The sequence below is a fragment of the Halobellus ruber genome, assembly GCF_014212355.1.
Taxonomy (GTDB): Archaea; Halobacteriota; Halobacteria; order Halobacteriales; family Haloferacaceae; genus Haloquadratum; species Haloquadratum rubrum.
This window is the reverse complement of sequence record NZ_JACKXD010000001.1, coordinates 492,157-507,773: the sequence shown is the minus strand read 5'-3', so window position 1 is coordinate 507,773 and position 15,617 is coordinate 492,157. Positions and strand designations below refer to the sequence as shown.

The 15,617-nt window shown below is 69.1% G+C and carries 21 protein-coding genes; 15 read left to right on the top strand and 6 right to left on the bottom strand.

All coding sequences use genetic code 11. The annotated features are described in order from the left end of the window. Positions 1–9: 9 nt before the first annotated feature. Together H5V44_RS02640 and mvk are read right to left on the bottom strand one after the other, a co-directional pair. Entirely contained in the window at positions 10–747 is a 738-nt protein-coding gene (locus H5V44_RS02640; protein ID WP_185191576.1) for an isopentenyl phosphate kinase, read from the bottom strand. Further along, complete coding sequence (gene mvk, locus H5V44_RS02635) at positions 744–1,766, bottom strand: mevalonate kinase (RefSeq protein ID WP_185191575.1); 1,023 nt, start codon at positions 1,764–1,766, stop codon at positions 744–746. The genes H5V44_RS02640 and mvk overlap by 4 nt, the downstream gene beginning before the upstream one ends. Positions 1,767–1,921: 155 nt before the next feature. Between mvk and H5V44_RS02630 the strand changes: the two genes are divergently transcribed. After that, positions 1,922–2,980, top strand: coding sequence for a M20/M25/M40 family metallo-hydrolase (locus H5V44_RS02630; RefSeq protein ID WP_185191574.1), 1,059 nt, complete (start codon positions 1,922–1,924; stop codon positions 2,978–2,980). A 304-nt stretch (positions 2,981–3,284) separates the two neighbouring features. On the opposite strand, the gene H5V44_RS02625 is transcribed toward H5V44_RS02630, so the two are convergent. Beyond that, the gene (locus H5V44_RS02625; RefSeq protein WP_246403634.1) at positions 3,285–3,752 is read right to left on the bottom strand and encodes a hypothetical protein; all 468 of its coding nucleotides are present in this window, start codon (positions 3,750–3,752) and stop codon (positions 3,285–3,287) included. A 220-nt stretch (positions 3,753–3,972) separates the two neighbouring features. Here H5V44_RS02625 and H5V44_RS02620 point away from each other — a divergent pair, with 220 nt between their 5' ends. Further along, entirely contained in the window at positions 3,973–4,452 is a 480-nt protein-coding gene (locus tag H5V44_RS02620) for a 50S ribosomal protein L11 (RefSeq protein WP_185191573.1), read from the top strand. A gap of 194 nt (positions 4,453–4,646) precedes the next feature. On the opposite strand, the gene H5V44_RS02615 is transcribed toward H5V44_RS02620, so the two are convergent. After that, a complete protein-coding gene (locus H5V44_RS02615; protein ID WP_185191572.1) occupies positions 4,647–4,865 on the bottom strand; it encodes a TOBE domain-containing protein in 219 nt (72 codons plus the stop codon). A 241-nt stretch (positions 4,866–5,106) separates the two neighbouring features. Here H5V44_RS02615 and H5V44_RS02610 point away from each other — a divergent pair, with 241 nt between their 5' ends. Genes H5V44_RS02610 through rpl12p form a run of 3 tightly spaced genes read left to right on the top strand, consistent with a single transcriptional unit; the run spans position 5,107 to position 7,149 of the window. Further along, the gene (locus tag H5V44_RS02610) at positions 5,107–5,745 is read left to right on the top strand and encodes a 50S ribosomal protein L1 (RefSeq protein WP_185191571.1); all 639 of its coding nucleotides are present in this window, start codon (positions 5,107–5,109) and stop codon (positions 5,743–5,745) included. Next, positions 5,742–6,788: a 50S ribosomal protein L10 gene (locus tag H5V44_RS02605; RefSeq protein WP_185191570.1), complete on the top strand. Its 1,047-nt coding sequence runs from the start codon at positions 5,742–5,744 to the stop codon at positions 6,786–6,788. Before H5V44_RS02610 ends, H5V44_RS02605 begins: the two co-directional genes overlap by 4 nt. 16 nt (positions 6,789–6,804) lie before the next feature. Further along, positions 6,805–7,149, top strand: coding sequence for a 50S ribosomal protein P1 (gene rpl12p / locus H5V44_RS02600; protein WP_185191569.1), 345 nt, complete (start codon positions 6,805–6,807; stop codon positions 7,147–7,149). An 89-nt stretch (positions 7,150–7,238) separates the two neighbouring features. Here the strand turns inward: rpl12p and H5V44_RS02595 are convergent, their stop codons facing one another. Further along, positions 7,239–8,036 carry a hypothetical protein gene (locus tag H5V44_RS02595; protein WP_185191568.1) on the bottom strand — a complete coding sequence of 266 codons (798 nt, stop codon included), beginning with the start codon at positions 8,034–8,036 and terminating at the stop codon, positions 7,239–7,241. Between the two features lie 190 nt (positions 8,037–8,226). Between H5V44_RS02595 and phnD the strand changes: the two genes are divergently transcribed. The 8 genes from phnD to H5V44_RS02555 all read left to right on the top strand — a co-directional run bounded on the left by phnD (position 8,227) and on the right by H5V44_RS02555 (position 14,476). Then, positions 8,227–9,471, top strand: a complete 1,245-nt coding sequence (phnD, locus tag H5V44_RS02590) for a phosphate/phosphite/phosphonate ABC transporter substrate-binding protein (RefSeq protein WP_246403627.1) — start codon at positions 8,227–8,229, stop codon at positions 9,469–9,471. Next, the gene (gene phnC / locus H5V44_RS02585) at positions 9,472–10,302 is read left to right on the top strand and encodes a phosphonate ABC transporter ATP-binding protein (RefSeq protein WP_185191567.1); all 831 of its coding nucleotides are present in this window, start codon (positions 9,472–9,474) and stop codon (positions 10,300–10,302) included. It begins immediately after the preceding gene. Then, positions 10,303–11,103 (top strand): phosphonate ABC transporter, permease protein PhnE, encoded by an 801-nt coding sequence (gene phnE, locus H5V44_RS02580; RefSeq protein ID WP_185191566.1) that lies wholly within the window; start codon positions 10,303–10,305, stop codon positions 11,101–11,103. Next, positions 11,104–11,898, top strand: coding sequence for a phosphonate ABC transporter, permease protein PhnE (gene phnE, locus H5V44_RS02575; protein ID WP_185191565.1), 795 nt, complete (start codon positions 11,104–11,106; stop codon positions 11,896–11,898). Continuing rightward, entirely contained in the window at positions 11,895–12,635 is a 741-nt protein-coding gene (locus tag H5V44_RS02570) for an HAD family hydrolase (RefSeq protein WP_343067670.1), read from the top strand. Before phnE (H5V44_RS02575) ends, H5V44_RS02570 begins: the two co-directional genes overlap by 4 nt. A gap of 78 nt (positions 12,636–12,713) precedes the next feature. Next, a complete protein-coding gene (locus H5V44_RS02565) occupies positions 12,714–13,976 on the top strand; it encodes a tripartite tricarboxylate transporter permease (RefSeq protein WP_185191564.1) in 1,263 nt (420 codons plus the stop codon). A gap of 51 nt (positions 13,977–14,027) precedes the next feature. Then, on the top strand, positions 14,028–14,207 hold the full coding sequence (locus H5V44_RS02560) for an HVO_2753 family zinc finger protein (protein WP_185191563.1): 180 nt from the start codon (positions 14,028–14,030) through the stop codon (positions 14,205–14,207). Between the two features lie 2 nt (positions 14,208–14,209). After that, positions 14,210–14,476, top strand: a complete 267-nt coding sequence (locus H5V44_RS02555; protein ID WP_185191562.1) for an elongation factor 1-beta — start codon at positions 14,210–14,212, stop codon at positions 14,474–14,476. 49 nt (positions 14,477–14,525) lie between these two features. Here H5V44_RS02555 and H5V44_RS02550 read toward each other — a convergent pair whose 3' ends face one another. Beyond that, complete coding sequence (locus H5V44_RS02550) at positions 14,526–14,792, bottom strand: hypothetical protein (RefSeq protein ID WP_185191561.1); 267 nt, start codon at positions 14,790–14,792, stop codon at positions 14,526–14,528. A 108-nt stretch (positions 14,793–14,900) separates the two neighbouring features. Between H5V44_RS02550 and H5V44_RS02545 the strand changes: the two genes are divergently transcribed. Both H5V44_RS02545 and H5V44_RS02540 read left to right on the top strand, forming a co-directional pair. After that, positions 14,901–15,191, top strand: a complete 291-nt coding sequence (locus tag H5V44_RS02545; RefSeq protein WP_185191560.1) for a 50S ribosomal protein L21e — start codon at positions 14,901–14,903, stop codon at positions 15,189–15,191. 12 nt (positions 15,192–15,203) lie between these two features. Beyond that, the gene (locus H5V44_RS02540) at positions 15,204–15,560 is read left to right on the top strand and encodes an RNA polymerase Rpb4 family protein (RefSeq protein WP_185191559.1); all 357 of its coding nucleotides are present in this window, start codon (positions 15,204–15,206) and stop codon (positions 15,558–15,560) included. Positions 15,561–15,617: the final 57 nt, after the last annotated feature.

The window sequence follows — 15,617 nt, the reverse complement described above, 5'->3', positions numbered from 1 at the left end:
TGCAACGGGCTACCCGTCGATCACGGTCCCCGCGGACTCCCCCGCCAGAAACGCCGACAGCGACGCGGGGCCGAAAACGTACGCTGTAGCATCGAGTGCCAGGAGCGCCCGCACCTTCGCCGCCATCCCGCCGGTGACGTCGGTCGCGTCGGCGTCCCCCAGCGCGTCTTCGACCGACGCGACGTCTGTGATCCGGTGGATCACTCCCCCGTCGGCGTCGTAGACGCCCGGAACAGTCGAACAGAGCCCGACGCGGTCGGCGTCGAGTCCGGCCGCGAGTCGGGTGACCAGTTCGTCGCCGCTGACGATGGTCGCCCCCGACCCCGCGTGGCCGACGACGTCGCCGTGGAGGACGGGAACGAACCCCTCGCCGAGCAGCCGCGCGGTCGAATCGAGCGGGAGCGAGAGTTCGTTCCCCTCGGTCCGCGCCGCGACCGACAGCGGGTGGACCGGGAGGGCGGGCACGCCGGCGTCGTGGAGGCGGTCGAGCACCGCGTCGTTCAGCCGGCGCATCGCGTCGTGGACCGCCCACACGTCCGCGGCGTCGCGGCTGCCCGTCGTGCGGCCCATCCCGCGCTCGGAGGCGGCGACGTGGCCGAAGCTCCCGCCGCCGTGGACCACGACGAGGCGGTCGGGGTCCGCATCGGCGATCGCGTCGACCGCGGCCGTCAGGGCGTCGTCGTCGACGGTCTCCGGCGTCTCCTTGTCGGTGATCACGCTGCCGCCGAGTTTGAGGACGACGGTCACCGGTGGCCGTCCTCCGTGCGGACGCCCTCGCGGTCGAGTTCGGCCCGGAACGCATCGCGGCACTCCGCGGTGTAGCGGAGCGCGGTCCTGGTCTCGGGCGTCCTGTCGAGGGCGACGATGCAGCCGCCGCCGCCGGCGCCGGTGAGCTTTGCGCCGTGGGCGCCCGCCTCGCGGGCGGCCCACACCATACTGTCGAGGGTCCGCGAGGAGACGCCGAGCGCCTCCAGCAGCCCGTGGTCGAAGTCCATCAGCCGGCCGAGTTCGGCCAGCAGGTCAGGGGTGGGCTCCGCCCCGGGGTCGGCGTCGGCGAGCAGCGACTCCCCGTGGCGGACGATGTCGCCGATGTTGCCGACGGTGTCGGCGGCGAAGCCGTACTCCTCGCGGAGGCTGCGGACGCCCGCGACGAGTTCCCCCGTGTCGCCGGCACTGCCGTCGAACCCGACCACGAACGGGAGGTTCGGGGTGGCGATCCGCCCGCAGTCGTCGCCCTCGACCCTGACTGCGCCGCCCATCGCCGAACAGAACGTATCCGCGCGGGACGCCTGCCCGTCCTGGACGGCGTACTCCGCGCGGTAGGCGCGGTCCGCCACCGCCTCGGGAGCCAGGGCCGCGCCGAGTTCCCGGGTCGCGGCGTCGATCCCGGCGACGACCACCGCCGCCGACGATCCCAGCCCCGCGCCGAGCGGGATCTCGCTTTCCACCCGGATGTCGAAGCCGGCCGCCGGGGCGTCGGCGGCGTCGCGGGCCTGTTCGACCGCGGCGTCGACGTACCCCATCGCGGCGTCGACGAGTTCGGTCGGCGCGTCGACGTCGGGGCGGCCGTCGGTGTCGCCGGCGTACTCCACGGTGAACCCGTCGAGGCTCAGATCCCGGGCCTCGACCCGGATGTGGTCGTCGTCGCGCTCGTCGACGGCGACCGTGGCCCGGCGTTCGATCGCACACGGGATCGCGGGCTCGCCGTAGACCACGGCGTGTTCCCCGAAGAGATACACCTTCCCGGGGGCGCTCGAGACGGTCATACGGGACGGATGTCGTGGGGGGCGCTTAAGCCATCCGACCGGACTACGGCGGCGCGGCCGCGGGGTGGAACCCGGCGAGCGCGACCGTGGGATGCAACCCGGCTGACGCGACTGCCGGTCGGAGGATTCACGTATCGGGCAGGCGACTCCGAGGTATGGACGACGATAGACGCGCGTTTCTCACGGATCTGCTGACCACGCCGAGCCCCTCGGGGTTCGAGGCCGTGGGACAGCGGGTGTGGCTCGACTACGTCCGGGAGTTCGCCGACGACGTTTGGACCGACGACTACGGCAACGCCGTTGCGGTCCACGAAGGCGACGCCGACGCGTCGATCGCGTTCGGCGGCCACGCCGACGAGATCGGCTACATCGTGCGCGACATCACCGACGACGGGTTCCTCAGGATCGGGTCGATCGGCGGCGCGGACCGCACCGTCTCGAAGGGCCAACACGTCACGGTCCACGCCGAGGCGCCAGTCGCGGGCGTGATCGGTCAGACCGCGATCCACCTCCGCGACCGGGAGGACGAGTCCCACCAGGACATCGCCGAGCAGTTCGTCGACATCGGCGCCGAAGACGGCGAGGCGGCAGGCGACTTGGTGGAGGTCGGCGATCCGGTAACGGTCGAGACCCGGGTGCGGCCGCTGCACGGCGACCGGATCGCCGCCCGCGCGATGGACAACCGCGTCGGGATCTGGTCGGCCGCCGAGGGGCTCCGCGCTGCGGTCGAAGCCGGCGTCGACGCCACGGTGTACGCCGTCAGCACCGTCCAGGAGGAGGTCGGGCTACAGGGCGCGAAGATGGTGGGGTTCGACCTCGACCCCGACGCGGCGGTCGCCGTCGACGTGACCCACGCCACCGACAACCCGGACATCCCGGGCAAGCGGGTCGGCCCGGTCGAACTCGGCGCCGGACCGGTGGTCTCCCGCGGAAGCGCGAACCATCCCTCGCTGGTCGAACTCGCCCGCGACGCGGCCGAGGAGTCCGGGACCGATGTCCAACTCCAGGCGACGGGCAGCCGCACCGGCACCGACGCCGACGGGTTCTACACCTCGCGCAGTGGGATCCCATCTTTGAACCTCGGGGTCCCGAACCGGTATATGCACACGCCCGTCGAGGTGATCGACACCGGTGACCTCGACGCTGTCGCGGAGTTGCTGGGAGCGATGGCGGTCGGAGCCGCCGACGCCGCCCCGTTCGGGTTGGATATTTGAGGTACCGGCGTCGCGGCTTCGCCCGGAGCCGCCGACGCCGCCCCGTTCGGGTTGGACATCTGAGCGGGATCGGCGTCGCGGCTCCGCGGCACCGCCGACGCCGCCCCGTTCGGAGTAGAGAGCTACTCAAACCCGACTGCGTCGCACGTCAGCGGCGGTACCGACTCGTCTCCGTTGACTCCCCCGCGTTGCTTGCAGGTGTCACAGGTCCGCGTCACGGTGTCGTCGGGTTCGACAAATCGCTTCGTACACCGGATACACCGTCGGATCCGCTCGTCTGTGGCGGGGTTCGTCGGCGGGCGGCTCAGTTCCCGTTATCAGGGGTCGGCGGCTCCGCGGTCGGTGGCTGCGACGCCCGCTCCCGTTCGGGGGGTGCCCGCCGGCCGGTCGGGCTCCCGTCGCCCCGGTACAATCGGAGGATCTCCTCCAGCAGGATCGCGTGGCGGTCGCTCGGCGTGTACTGGTGGTCGATGAAGTCCTCGGCGTCGCTGAAGTTGCCCCGAAGCGCGAGCTTCCGGACGAACGACACCGACTCGAAGAAGGGCGGGTGGTCGGCGTCGGTGCCGATCTCCCGGTCCGGCGCCGGCATCACCTCGTCGCGGATGTCCTCGTAGTCGATTGTCGTCGGCTCGTAGTCGTCGAGCATCTGGTTGAGAACGTAATCGGAGGAAAAGCGGTAGAACTCCGATTTGCTCTCGAACTGTTCGGCCTCGACGAGCGACTCGATTTCGTCGACGACGGACTCGGGAAACCGAACCGTGCTCTTCACCATACGCCCGTACGTTGGCCTGCAGTGTATTATATTTTTGTCAGACGTCCGGATTGTGTGTGCGGCCCGGTCGGGCGGCCGGGCGACGGCACGATGGATGACAGCCGCGGTCGCGACGCTCCGGCCGCGTCCCGCGTCACCGCCCGTTTCGGCGTGTCAGACCGCAACACGCGGGTTCGACGGAAAGAAAACCGTTAAAAGTCGGCGCAGGGTGGAATAACGTATGGCTGGAACCATCGAAGCGCTCGTTCCCGGCGGGGAGGCAAGCCCCGGCCCGCCGCTCGGGCCGGAGCTCGGACCGACCCCGGTGAACGTCCAGGACGTCGTCCAGCGGATCAACGACGAGACCGCGGCGTTCGACGGGATGGAAGTGCCCGTGACCGTCGAGTACGAGGACGACGGCTCCTTCACCATCTCTGTCGGCGTCCCGCCGACGGCCGAACTGATCAAAGACGAGGCCGGCTTCGAGACCGGCTCCGGCGAGCCCCAGGAGAACTTCGTCGCGGATCTGACCGTCGATCAGGTGAAGAAGATCGCCGAGCAGAAGTCCTCCGATCTGCTGTCGTACGACTCGTTCAACGCCGCAAAGGAGGTCGTCGGCACGTGCACCTCCCTCGGCGTCACGATCGCGGGTAACGACCCCCGGGAGTTCAAACGACGGATGGAAGACGGCGAGTACGACGACGTCTTCGACGGCGAGTAACCTGTTCGGTTCGCCGCTCTGCCGGCGACGCGCGATCCGCACTCGACGCCGATCGGCGTCGACGCGGTCTCCTTGCGGTTCCCTATCGAGCGCCGCCTCGATTCGAGGCTTCGTTCCGTTCCGTCACTCAGCCTCGCCCGTCTCTACGGCTCCCTCCCGCTCGCCGCCTCGATTCGAGGCTTCGTTCCGTTCCGTCACTCAGCCTCGCCCGTCTCCATCATCACTTCGCTGGCCTTGATAACGGCGGCAGCCGAGTCGCCCGCCGCGAGGTCGAGCCGATCGGCCGACGCCCGCGTGGCGGTGGACGTGATCGTCTGTCCGTCGCCGAGTTCGAGGGTTATCCCCGCCATCACGCCGTCTTTCTCCGCCGAAACCACCGTTCCCGGGAGGCCGTTGCGTGCGCTGAGTGCCATACCGGAACGTCGTCGCAAGCGGGCAGATACGTGTCGGCGGTCCGAGGAGTGTCACGCCGCGTGACAGAACTCCCCGTGCCGACGGCTCCCACGAATCAGGGGTTTCGAGGCCGAAATCGGGCGGTACGTGGCGTCCGCTTCGACGGACTTAAGTCCGGGATCCACCTCGCTTACGACGAGACAGGCAGACGCCTGTTTCACTGACCCGTAGGAGCAATCCTGCGTACTACGGAGGTGAATAATGGCAGATACGATAGTTGACGCAGTCTCTCGCGCACTCGACGAGGCGCCGCCGCGGAACTTCCGCGAGACGGTCGATCTCGCCGTGAACCTGCGCGATCTCGATCTGAACGACCCGTCGCAGCGCGTCGACGAGTCCGTGGTCCTGCCCGCCGGTACGGGCCAGGAGACACGGATCGTCGTCTTCGCCAGCGGTGAGACCGCACTCCGAGCGGAGGAAGTCGCCGACGAGGTTCTCGACGGCGACGACCTCGAGGAGCTCGGGGACGACACCGACGCGGCAAAGGACCTCGCAGACGAGACCGACTTCTTCGTGGCCGACGCCAGTCTGATGCAGGACATCGGCCGCTACCTGGGGACGGTTCTCGGTCCGCGCGGGAAGATGCCGACGCCGCTGCAGCCCGACGACGACGTGGTCGAGACGGTGAACAGGATGAAGAACACGGTGCAACTCCGTTCCCGCGATCGCCGGACCTTCCACACCCGCGTGGGTGCTCAGGACATGGACTCCGAGGAGATCGCGGACAACATCGACGTCATCATCCGTCGACTCGAGGCGGACCTGGAGAAGGGTCCCCTCAACATCGATTCGATGTACGTCAAGACCACGATGGGACCGGCCGTGGAGGTGCCCGCATGAGCGACAGCGCGGCCGCGCGTCGTACGGACACCATCCCCGAGTGGAAGCGCGAGGAGGTCGCCGAACTGGTCGAGTTCCTCGAACGCTACCAGTCGGTCGGCATCGTCGACGTGGCCGGCATCCCGAGCCGCCAGCTGCAGAGTATGCGTCGGGACCTCCACGGCAGCGCGGAGATCCGGATGAGCCGCAACACGCTCACCGTCCGCGCCCTGAAGGAGGTCGACGACGGGCTGGAGGAGCTCACCGACTACGTGTCGGGACAGGTGGCGTTCGTCGGCACCAACGACAACCCCTTCGGGCTGTACAAGCAGCTCGAAGCCTCGAAGACGCCCGCGCCGATCAGCGCGGGGGAGATCGCCCCCAACGACATCGTCATCCCCGAGGGTGACACCGGGGTCGACCCCGGGCCGTTCGTGGGCGAACTCCAGCAGGTCGGCGCGGCCGCCCGGATTATGGACGGGTCGATCCACGTCACCGAGGACTCGAAGGTCCTCGAGGCGGGCGAGCCCGTCTCCGAGGAGCTCGAGGGCGTGCTCTCGGAGCTCGGCATCGAACCCAAGGAGGTCGGACTCGACCTCCGCGGCGTCTTCTCCGAAGGCGTGCGGTTCGAGCCCGACGAGCTCGCGATCGACGTAGAGGAGTACCGCTCGGACGTCGCCGCCGCGGCGTCGGCCGCGCGGAACCTCTCGGTCAACGCGGCGTTCCCGACGGCCGGGACGACGCCGACGCTGCTCGCGACCGCCGCGGGCGACGCAAAGGCGCTCGGCGTCTTCGCCGCGATCGAGGACCCCGACGTCCTGCCCGACCTGATCGGGAAAGCGGACGCACAGGTCCGTTCGATCGCCGCACAGATCGACGACGAGGAGGCGCTCCCCGAGGAACTTCGGGGCGTCGAGGCGCCGGCCGAACCCGCCACGGAGGCGGACGACGCCGACGAGGAACCGACTGACGAAGACGACACGACAGAGGCCGAGACCGAGACCGACACCGACGACGACGATGACGACGACGGTGCGGAGGGGCTCGGCGCGATGTTCGGATAATCAGAGGTACACGACAATGGAATACGTTTACGCTGCGCTCATCCTGAACGAATCGGGCGAGGAGATCAACGAGGACAACGTCACCGCGGTACTGGACGCCGCCGGCGTCGACGTCGAGGAGTCCCGCGTGAAGGCGCTCGTCGCCGCACTCGAGGACGTCGACATCGAGGAGGCCGTCGACACGGCCGCCGCCGCACCCGCGCCCGCCGCGGGCGGTGGCGCCGCCGAGGCCGAGATCGAGGAGGCCGACGACGCCGACGAAGAGGAGGCCGACGAGGGCGACGACGAGGAAGAAGCCGCTGACGACGGCGACGACGACGAGGAAGCCTCCGGCGAGGGGCTCGGCAACCTCTTCGGCTGAGTTCGACGCTCGAACTCGCGCCGACCCGCGAAGCGACCCGATCTTTTATTCGGACACGCGTCCCGCGGAGCCGTGCGGCCGGTTCGCCGTCACCGCCCGGGGGCGAACGTCGCCGGCGACGGGTCGAACTCCGCGAGCCGCGCCGAGCAGTCCGGGCAGGTGACGGCCACGACCTCGGCCGAGCCACAGCAGGAGTCGACGGTGTCCTCGGAAACGGTCGTGGCGGCGTCACAGACGGGGCAGGTCGCCGCCAGCGCCCGGATCCGCGCCGCGAGGTCCGCCCGCTCGGTCCGTTCCAGCCCGGTCCACCCCGAGTCCGAGAGGGTCAGTTCGGTGGCGAGGTCGGCCGCGAGCGCCGTCCGCGAGGGCCACTGTCCGGTCCACTCGCCGCCGACGGTGAGGGTGACGCCGTCGCCGTCGTCGTCGAGTGCGACCTCTGCCGACGGCGACGAGAGGGTTTCCGCGGCCGCCCGCCGGATCGCCCGGTCGTCGCCCGCTAAGGCGGCGGCGGTGGTCGCCCAGGGGTCGCGAAACCCCGGCGCCAATTGCGGGTCGTCGGAGCGGAGCACACCCAGTTGAGCCAGGCGGTCGGCCGGAGCTGCGGCGTCGGGGGAACGCCGGCTCGGCGCCTTCCCGAACCACCCCCGAACCGACGCCGGGAGATACCGGCGGGTCAGCGTCGGCGTCCCGGGGACGACGTAGCCGCGGAGCCAGACCGCCGCGAGCCCGATGACGCCGACGGCGACCCCGGCGGCCGGCGCCACGACGTCCGCAGTGACCGCCCCGAGCGCGACGAGAACGAGGTTCGCAACCGAGCACGGCCAACACCGGTTGGGGCCGGTGTAGACGGGGTCACGGAGCCGCGTGATGAACGAACTGAGAGCCATACGCTACTCCCCGTCCGACGGCGTGAAATTTCTATCGGAAATTCGAAACTACCACGGTCTCTGCATCCGTAGTTTTACTATATATCGATATTTACCCGTCTAAAACGTACCATTCAGGGCGGAGTGGTACTGTGGGGTAAATATAAATTTCTCGATAGTTTCAAGTGAAAAGAAACGGTTGATACCAGTGATGTCTGACAAAGACAGATCGCGACGACGTGTGTTTCTGAAGGGGTCGGCGGCTGCGCTGGCTGCGGGGCTAGCCGGCTGCACCGGCGGCGGAAGCAGCGGTTCGGGCGGCTCCGACGGCTCCGGCGGTTCTGAGGGCTCCGACGGCTCCGGCGGTTCCGAGGGCTCCGACAGCTCGGGCGACTCGAGCGGCTCGACGACATCCGGCTCGGAAGGCGATCCGAAACTGGCGCCAAACAGCGAGTTCGACCCTGCGAGCCCGGCCTGGGAGGAGAACAACTACCTGTCGACGGCGCTGACCGACGCGGGCTACCAGCGCGGGTCGACGACGGACCTGAAGAACATGCGGAACAGGGAGGTCGAGGAGGTCCCCCACGGCGATCCCGTCCAAGAGACCCCCGACGACGAGAGCGAACTGCTCGATCCCGACACCCTCGTGTTCACCGAGAGCCCCAGCGAGGACGTCCAGGGCCGGTTCGAGGAGGACTTCAAGGCCGTCTTCGACCGCATCGAGGAGGAGACCGGGAAGCCGGTCGAGTTCAGCAAGGTCGACAGCTACGCGGCGTCCGTCGAGGCGATGCGCTCGGAGCGGGCTCACATCGCGAACTTCTCGACCGGGACGACCGCGTTCGCGGTCAACCTCGGCGGCGCGGTCCCGTTCGGGGTCGGGCTCACCCCCGAGGAGGAGTTCGGCTACCGCCTGTTCGCGACCACGCGGGCCGACGCCGACAGCATTCAGAGCGTCAACGACTTCGCCCGTGAGGACGTGAAGATCGGCCACTCCGAGCCCGCGTCGAACTCCGGCCACCAGGCCCCCTCGGCGCTGTTCGATCAGTACTTCGACGTGACCGCCGGGGAGGACTACGAGGTCAACTTCTCGGGCGGCCACGGCAACACGACCCGCGGGATCGCCGCGGGCGACTACGACGCCGGCCCGATCTGTTCGACCTGTTTCGTCGACACCGTCGAGGCCCAAAGCGACCTCAGCTTCGACGACTTCAAAGTGGTGTGGGCGTCGGCGCCGTTCCCGAGTGGCCCGGTCGCCTACCGGTACAACCTGAAGCCCGAGATCCAGGAGGGCATCAAGCGTGCATACCTCGACTCGGACTTCTCGGACACGGCCTACCAGGAGCGGACGGGGTACAACAAGTTCGTCCCGATCGACTACAAGACCGTCTGGAAGGACATTATGATCATCCAGCGGTACAACGGCGTCAAGTACGAACGGAGCGCGCTCGGGTCGTAGATGCTGCGAGTCACCGACCTGCGGAAGACCTACCCGACCGGCGACGAGGCCCTGAAGGGCGTCACGATGTCGGTCGAGGGCAGCGAGACCGTCGCGATGATCGGCCCCAGCGGGGCCGGCAAGTCCACGTTCATCCGGTGTGTCAACCGGCTGACCGAGCCCAGCGGCGGCGAGGTCTCCCTCGACGACACGGAGCTAACCGGGCTCGGTAACGACGCGCTGCGGTCGGCCCGCCGCGACATCGGGATGATCTTCCAGGAGTACAACCTGGTCGAGCGGCTGACCGTGATGGAGAACGTCCTCACGGGCCGGCTGGGGTACGTCTCCGCGTGGCAGGCGTTCCGGCGGTCGTTCCCTCCCGAGGACGTCGAGCGGGCCTACGAGATCCTCGATCGGGTCGGCTTAGACGAGATGGAGAACAAACGGGTCGACGAGCTCTCCGGCGGCCAGCGCCAGCGGGTCGGGATCGCTCGGGCGGTGATCCAGCAGCCGAAGATCCTGCTTGTCGACGAGCCCACGTCGAGCCTGGATCCGGAGACCTCGAACACGGTGATGCGGCTCCTGACCGACATCGCCGCCGAGCGCGAGGTGCCGGTGTTGATCAACATCCACGAGGTCGACCTCGCGATGGAACACGCCGACCGGATCGTCGGCCTCCACGACGGCGAACTCGTGTTCGAGGGGCCGCCCTCTGAGCTCGACCAACGGGGGCTCGATCAGGTGTACCGCGGCGCGGAGATCCCCGAGAACACCGACACGGAGCAGCCGAAACGGGAGTCCAACGGTGACGTGCTGGCGGATACGGACCGGCCGCTCGCGGGGGAGACGTAGATGGCTGCCGGCAACCGCACCTGGGAACGGCCGACCGTCTTCCCGCGCCGTGGGGTGAAGTGGGCGGTGTACGCCGGCATCGTCGGGTTCTTCGTCTGGTCGGGGTTCGGCGTCGGCGCCGACCCCGGACGGATCGCCCAAGGGCTCGGGAGCGCCGCCTCGCTCGTCGGTGACTTCCTGCCGCCGACGGCGACCCCGCGGCAGGCCCAGCGGATCCTCGACAAGATGCTCGAAAGCGTCGCGATGGCGATGGTCTCGACGCTCACCGGCATCGTGCTCAGCGTTCCGATCGCGTTTATGGCCGCCGAGAACCTCTCGCCGAAGCCCCTGTACGCGATAAACAGGGGATTCATCTCCATCTCACGGGCGTTCAACGCGATCATCGTCGGCATCATCGCGGTCAAGGCCATCGGGTTCGGGCCGCTCGCCGGCATCCTCACGATCACGTTCAAGACGGTCGGCTTCTTCTCGAAGCTCCTGGCCGAGGACATCGAGGACATCGATATGGGATCCGTCGACGCGGTCCGGGCCGTCGGCGCGTCGCCGCTACAGACGCTCCTGTACGGGGTGGTCCCGCAGATCATCCCGCGGTTCGCCGGGCTCTCGGTGTACCGGTGGGACATCAACATCCGCACCTCGACCATCATCGGCATCGTGGGTGCGGGCGGGATCGGATCGGTGCTCCTGACCGCGTTCAACCGCTACGACTACCAGTACGTCACGGCCATCCTGCTCGCGATCATCGCGGTCGTGCTGGTGGCCGAGGGCGTGAGCGCAGTCGTCCGACGGAGGTACAACTGAATGGCGACCGAACAACGGAGTTGGGAACGGTTCGACCGACGGCGGCGGATCAGCCGGTTCGCTCTCCTCTTGATCGCCGGCGTCACCGTGATCGCGTCGTGGCGGTTCATGGACACGGGGATCGTGCGGCCGGAGACGATCCCGCGGGAGGTTGGCGACCTCCTGACGCGGATGTACCCGCCGGACGTGGCGTACACCACGCAGATCGTCCAGCCGCTGATCGAGACGATCCAGATTGCCGCTCTGGGCACGCTCGGCGCGTTGGTGCTCGCGATCCCCGTGGCGCTTCTGGCCGCCGAGAACACCACGCCCAACGCCGCGACCTTCTGGCTCGGGAAGTTCATCGTGACCACGAGCCGGTCGGTCAACACCATCATCTGGGCGCTGTTCTTCGTCGTGCTGTTCGGGTCGGGGCCGCTCGCCGGCGCCGTCGCCATCGTGTTCCGCTCGGTCGGCTTCCTCGGGAAGCTGCTCGGCGAGGAGATCGAGGAGATCGACTTCGGCCAGGTGGAGGCGGTGCGGGCCTCCGGCGCCTCACAGGCGCAGGTGCTGCTCTACGGCATCCTCCCGCAGGTGAAGCCCGCCGTAGTCGGGTTGTCGATCTATCGGTGGGACATCAACATCCGGGACTCGACGGTGCTCGGGTTCGTCGGCGCGGGCGGCATCGGCGTCGAACTGTTCCGCGCGGTCAACGCCTTTGCCTGGCAGTCGGTCGCGATGGTGCTGATCGTGATACTGGGAGTCGTTGTCGTCACCGAGAGCCTGTCGGCGTACACCCGGGGGCTGGTTCGGTGACCGCAGCCGACTCCGGCACCGATCCGTGGAGCGACGTCGGGCGGGTCGCGGTGCTCTTCGATATGGACGGCGTGCTCCTCGCCGGCCGCGGGACCGACGAGTCGATCCACGAGCGTGCGCTCGACGGGGCGCTCTCCGAACGCGGCCGCAGTCCCGACCCCGAGACCCGGTCCCTGCTCGCCGGGCACGAGTACGACGTCAACTTCGTTCGCGGGTGTCGCCAGTTGGGCCTCGATCCGGTGTCGTTCTACGGTCTCCGGGAGCGGTACGCCGCACGGCTTGCGATCGACCGTCTCGCCGCCGGGTCGCGGACCCTCCACGACGTGACGGCGCTCGAAGCGCTCGCGGACCGCTACCCCCTCGGCGTTGTCAGCAACAACTACCAGGGCGTCGTCCGGTTCGTGGTCGACCACCACAGGCTCGACCTCTTCGATCACGTTCGGGGACGGGAGACGGGCGTCGGCGGGTTCTACAACCGGAAACCGAACCCCCACTACCTGCTCGAAGCGATGGCCGAACTGGACGCCGTCGACGGGATCTACGTCGGCGACCGGGCGACCGACGTGCTCGCGGCGACCCGGGCCGGGCTGGATTCCGCGTTCGTCGACCGCTCGCACAACGGCGACGAAACCTTCCCCGTGGAGCCGACCCTGCGCGTCGGGTCGCTCGCGGAACTCGTCAACCGGCTCCGCGGGGATCGGAACCCGGCGTCGCGGACACGCGCCGACGGCTCCTGACCGGCCACCCGGCGCCGCGACCGGGGTACCGTTCGGGGTGCGAACGTTCAAATACCGAACCGGGACCACTCCGTCGCGATGGCGTCGCCGCTCGCGGTCGTCGGCTACGCGTGTCTCGGCGTCGGTCTCGGCACAGTAACGGGGCTGGTGCCGGGACTGCACGTCAACAGCGTCGCGTTCATCCTCGTCGGGATCGCCCCGGGGCTCGACGGGCCGGCAGCGGCGGTCGCCGCGGCGATCCTCGCCGCCGGGGTGGTGCATACGTTCCTCTCGATCGTCCCGGGACTGGTGCTCGGGGTCCCCGAGGCCGCGACCGCGCCGGGTGCGCTTCCGGGGCATCGGCTCGTCCTCGCCGGGCGGGGTCGGGAGGCGATCCGGCTCTCCGCGCTCGGAAGCGGAATCGCGCTGGCCGGGTCGGTGGCGGTTGCGCTCCCGCTGTCACGCTTGGTCGCCGCCGGGCGCGAGTGGCTGTTGGCTGCGCTGCCCGTGCTGCTGGCGGCGATCGCCGGCCTGCTGATCCTCGCGGAGCCGACCCGCCGGGGGAAGGTCGGCGGCGCGGTCTGTCTCGCGGTTGCGACTGGGTTGGGGCTCCTCGCGCTCGATCTCCCCGCGTCCGGACCGCTGAGCCCCGAGGGGGCGGCGTCGATGCTCGCGCCGATCTTCGGCGGGCTGTTCGGCGCGCCGATCCTGCTGGACGCGCTCGACGCCCGCGGGGCGATCCCGCCGCAGGACGGGACCGGCCTCGGGCTTTCGCCGCTCGGGGTGGCGCGGGCCGCGCTCTCGGGCGTCGCCGGCGGGACGCTCGTAGGGTACCTTCCCGGCGTCTCCGCGGGGGTGGCCGCGGTGCTCGCGCTCGGGGGCGCGGGCGGGAGCGGACCCGCCGGGGAGGGGTCCGACCGGGCGTACGTCGTGGCAACGAGCGGCGCCGACACCGCGACTGCGGTGTTCGCGGTCGCGTCGCTCGCGGTGCTCGGCGCGCCCCGGAGCGGCGTGACCGTCGCCGTCGCCGAACTCGGCGGCGGGAGCGGGCCGGGCGCCGCGTCGGCACCGGGCATCGGCCTCGCCGGGATGCTCCTCGTGGTCGTGTTCGCCGCCGGGCTGGGGATCTGTCTCCTGGTCACGGTCGGCGACCGGTATCTCTCCGTGGTTCGTCGGCTCCCGCGCCGCCCGCTCGTGGCCGGGGTGTTCGGCCTCCTGTTCGCCCTGTCCGTGGGGTTCGCCGGCATCCTCGGGGGGGCGGTGTTCTGCATCGCCGCGGTCGTCGGGCTGGTGCCGCCGCGGGTCGGCGCCCGGCGGGTGCATCTTATGGGCGTGTTGATCGGGCCGGTGGCGCTGGGGTGAGGAGGGATCGGAAAGACAACCGTTAAACCTCGCGCCCGGATCCGATACGGTATGAGTCAGTCCGAACAGCGACGCACCAGACAGTGTGTGTCCTGTGGCATCAACATCTCCGGCATCAGCGCGGCGACCTTCGACTGCCCGGACTGCGGTCACGAGATCTCCCGTTGTGCGAACTGCCGGAAGCAGAGCAACCTGTATGAGTGCCCCGATTGCGGGTTCACGGGACCGTAACGATGGGGAAGGTAGCCGCCAAGATCAAGGTGATGCCGAGCGGGACCGAGATCGACCTCGACGAACTCCAAGAGCGGCTCGAACAGTCGCTGCCCGAGGGTGCGAAGATCAACGGGTTCGAGCGCGACGACGTCGCGTTCGGCCTGGTTGCGCTCCTGCCGACGGTGATCGTCCCCGACGACGCCGGCGGGACCGAGGCGGTCGAAGAGGCGTTCACCGACGTCGAGGGCGTCGAGAGCGTCGCGGTCGAGAACGTCGGCCGGATCTGACGGCGGCGACGGCCGGTTGAGGTCGCCCTTTCGGAAGGGGAGCCGGTGGTTACCCGCGCCACCACAGGATGACCAGTCCGACGACCGGCGAGAGCAGGAACCCGAGCCCCAGGGCGACGAGCAGGGGGGTTGCGCCGGCGCTGAGCGACCACGTCGCCGCGACGCCGACGACGGCACCGAGGAGGATGCTGGCGGAGACGCCGAGCCCGAAGCGTTCGAGCCGCGAACTGGAGTCCTCGTGTTGCGAGCCGCCGTCGCCGATCACGGCGTCGGCCTCGTCGGGAACCTGCCCGCCGGAAGCGTGCGTGCCTGCCATACGGTGCGATACACGACCCCGGGGTTTCAATTTTGTCGAGTCCGACCACGGCGGCGATCCCGGAGCGTGCGTTTTATAACCGCGTCAGGTGTAAGCCGGATAACGACTATGCCTAGCTCCAACGGTCCACTCAAGGGAACGCGGAAGAAGCTCTCGAACGATCCACGCGACCGTGGCACCTCGCCGCCGCAGCGGTCGATCGCGGAGTTCGACGAGGGACAGAAGGTCCACCTGGCGATCGACCCGAGCGTGCGGGAGGGTCGGTTCCACCCCCGGTTCAACGGGCAGACCGGCGAGGTCACCGGCAAACAGGGCCGGGCGTTCACGGTGCAGATCGTCGACGGCGGCAAGGAGAAGACGATCATCGCCAACCCCGCTCACCTCCGCGCCCAGGAGTAACCCCCGCCCCCGATGACCATCTTCAAGCAGAAGGAAAGCGAGGAGTATCTGACCGTCTCGGAGGTCAAAGCGTTCCTGGAGGACGTCGAGGCCGAGCGCGCAGCCGACGAGGACCGCGAACTCCGGTACGAGCTGGCCCGCGCGATCGAGCACGTCAACCGCTTTGCCCACCTCGACCCCGAGGAGTCCCGGGAACTGGTCGAGAAACTCCTCGAACTGGAGAAGGTCGACGCGCCGACCGCGATCAAGATCGCCGACCTCCTGCCGCAGAGCAGGGACGAACTCCGCGCGGTCTACGCCCAGGAGCGGTACGCCTTAGACGGCGACGAACTCGACGAGGTCCTGAACGTCGTCGCGAAGTACGTGTGACTCCTCGCGGGGGACCGGTCGGCCACCGCGGCCAACTGTTTAAATAGAGCCTGGTCG

Bases quoted from the DNA above. Each gene is read 5' to 3' on its own strand.
- H5V44_RS02540 (WP_185191559.1), top strand. From the start codon at position 15,204: ATGACCATCTTCAAGCAGAAGGAAAGCGAGGAGTATCTGACCGTCTCG.
- H5V44_RS02550 (WP_185191561.1), bottom strand. From the start codon at position 14,792: ATGGCAGGCACGCACGCTTCCGGCGGGCAGGTTCCCGACGAGGCCGAC.
- phnE (WP_185191565.1), top strand. From the start codon at position 11,104: ATGGCGACCGAACAACGGAGTTGGGAACGGTTCGACCGACGGCGGCGG.
- H5V44_RS02545 (WP_185191560.1), top strand. From the start codon at position 14,901: ATGCCTAGCTCCAACGGTCCACTCAAGGGAACGCGGAAGAAGCTCTCG.
- rpl12p (WP_185191569.1), top strand. From the start codon at position 6,805: ATGGAATACGTTTACGCTGCGCTCATCCTGAACGAATCGGGCGAGGAG.
- H5V44_RS02620 (WP_185191573.1), top strand. From the start codon at position 3,973: ATGGCTGGAACCATCGAAGCGCTCGTTCCCGGCGGGGAGGCAAGCCCC.
- H5V44_RS02560 (WP_185191563.1), top strand. From the start codon at position 14,028: ATGAGTCAGTCCGAACAGCGACGCACCAGACAGTGTGTGTCCTGTGGC.
- mvk (WP_185191575.1), bottom strand. From the start codon at position 1,766: ATGACCGTCTCGAGCGCCCCCGGGAAGGTGTATCTCTTCGGGGAACAC.
- H5V44_RS02630 (WP_185191574.1), top strand. From the start codon at position 1,922: ATGGACGACGATAGACGCGCGTTTCTCACGGATCTGCTGACCACGCCG.
- phnC (WP_185191567.1), top strand. From the start codon at position 9,472: ATGCTGCGAGTCACCGACCTGCGGAAGACCTACCCGACCGGCGACGAG.
- H5V44_RS02565 (WP_185191564.1), top strand. From the start codon at position 12,714: ATGGCGTCGCCGCTCGCGGTCGTCGGCTACGCGTGTCTCGGCGTCGGT.
- H5V44_RS02595 (WP_185191568.1), bottom strand. From the start codon at position 8,036: ATGGCTCTCAGTTCGTTCATCACGCGGCTCCGTGACCCCGTCTACACC.
- H5V44_RS02610 (WP_185191571.1), top strand. From the start codon at position 5,107: ATGGCAGATACGATAGTTGACGCAGTCTCTCGCGCACTCGACGAGGCG.
- H5V44_RS02555 (WP_185191562.1), top strand. From the start codon at position 14,210: ATGGGGAAGGTAGCCGCCAAGATCAAGGTGATGCCGAGCGGGACCGAG.
- phnE (WP_185191566.1), top strand. From the start codon at position 10,303: ATGGCTGCCGGCAACCGCACCTGGGAACGGCCGACCGTCTTCCCGCGC.
- H5V44_RS02605 (WP_185191570.1), top strand. From the start codon at position 5,742: ATGAGCGACAGCGCGGCCGCGCGTCGTACGGACACCATCCCCGAGTGG.
- phnD (WP_246403627.1), top strand. From the start codon at position 8,227: ATGTCTGACAAAGACAGATCGCGACGACGTGTGTTTCTGAAGGGGTCG.
- H5V44_RS02615 (WP_185191572.1), bottom strand. From the start codon at position 4,865: ATGGCACTCAGCGCACGCAACGGCCTCCCGGGAACGGTGGTTTCGGCG.
- H5V44_RS02625 (WP_246403634.1), bottom strand. From the start codon at position 3,752: ATGGTGAAGAGCACGGTTCGGTTTCCCGAGTCCGTCGTCGACGAAATC.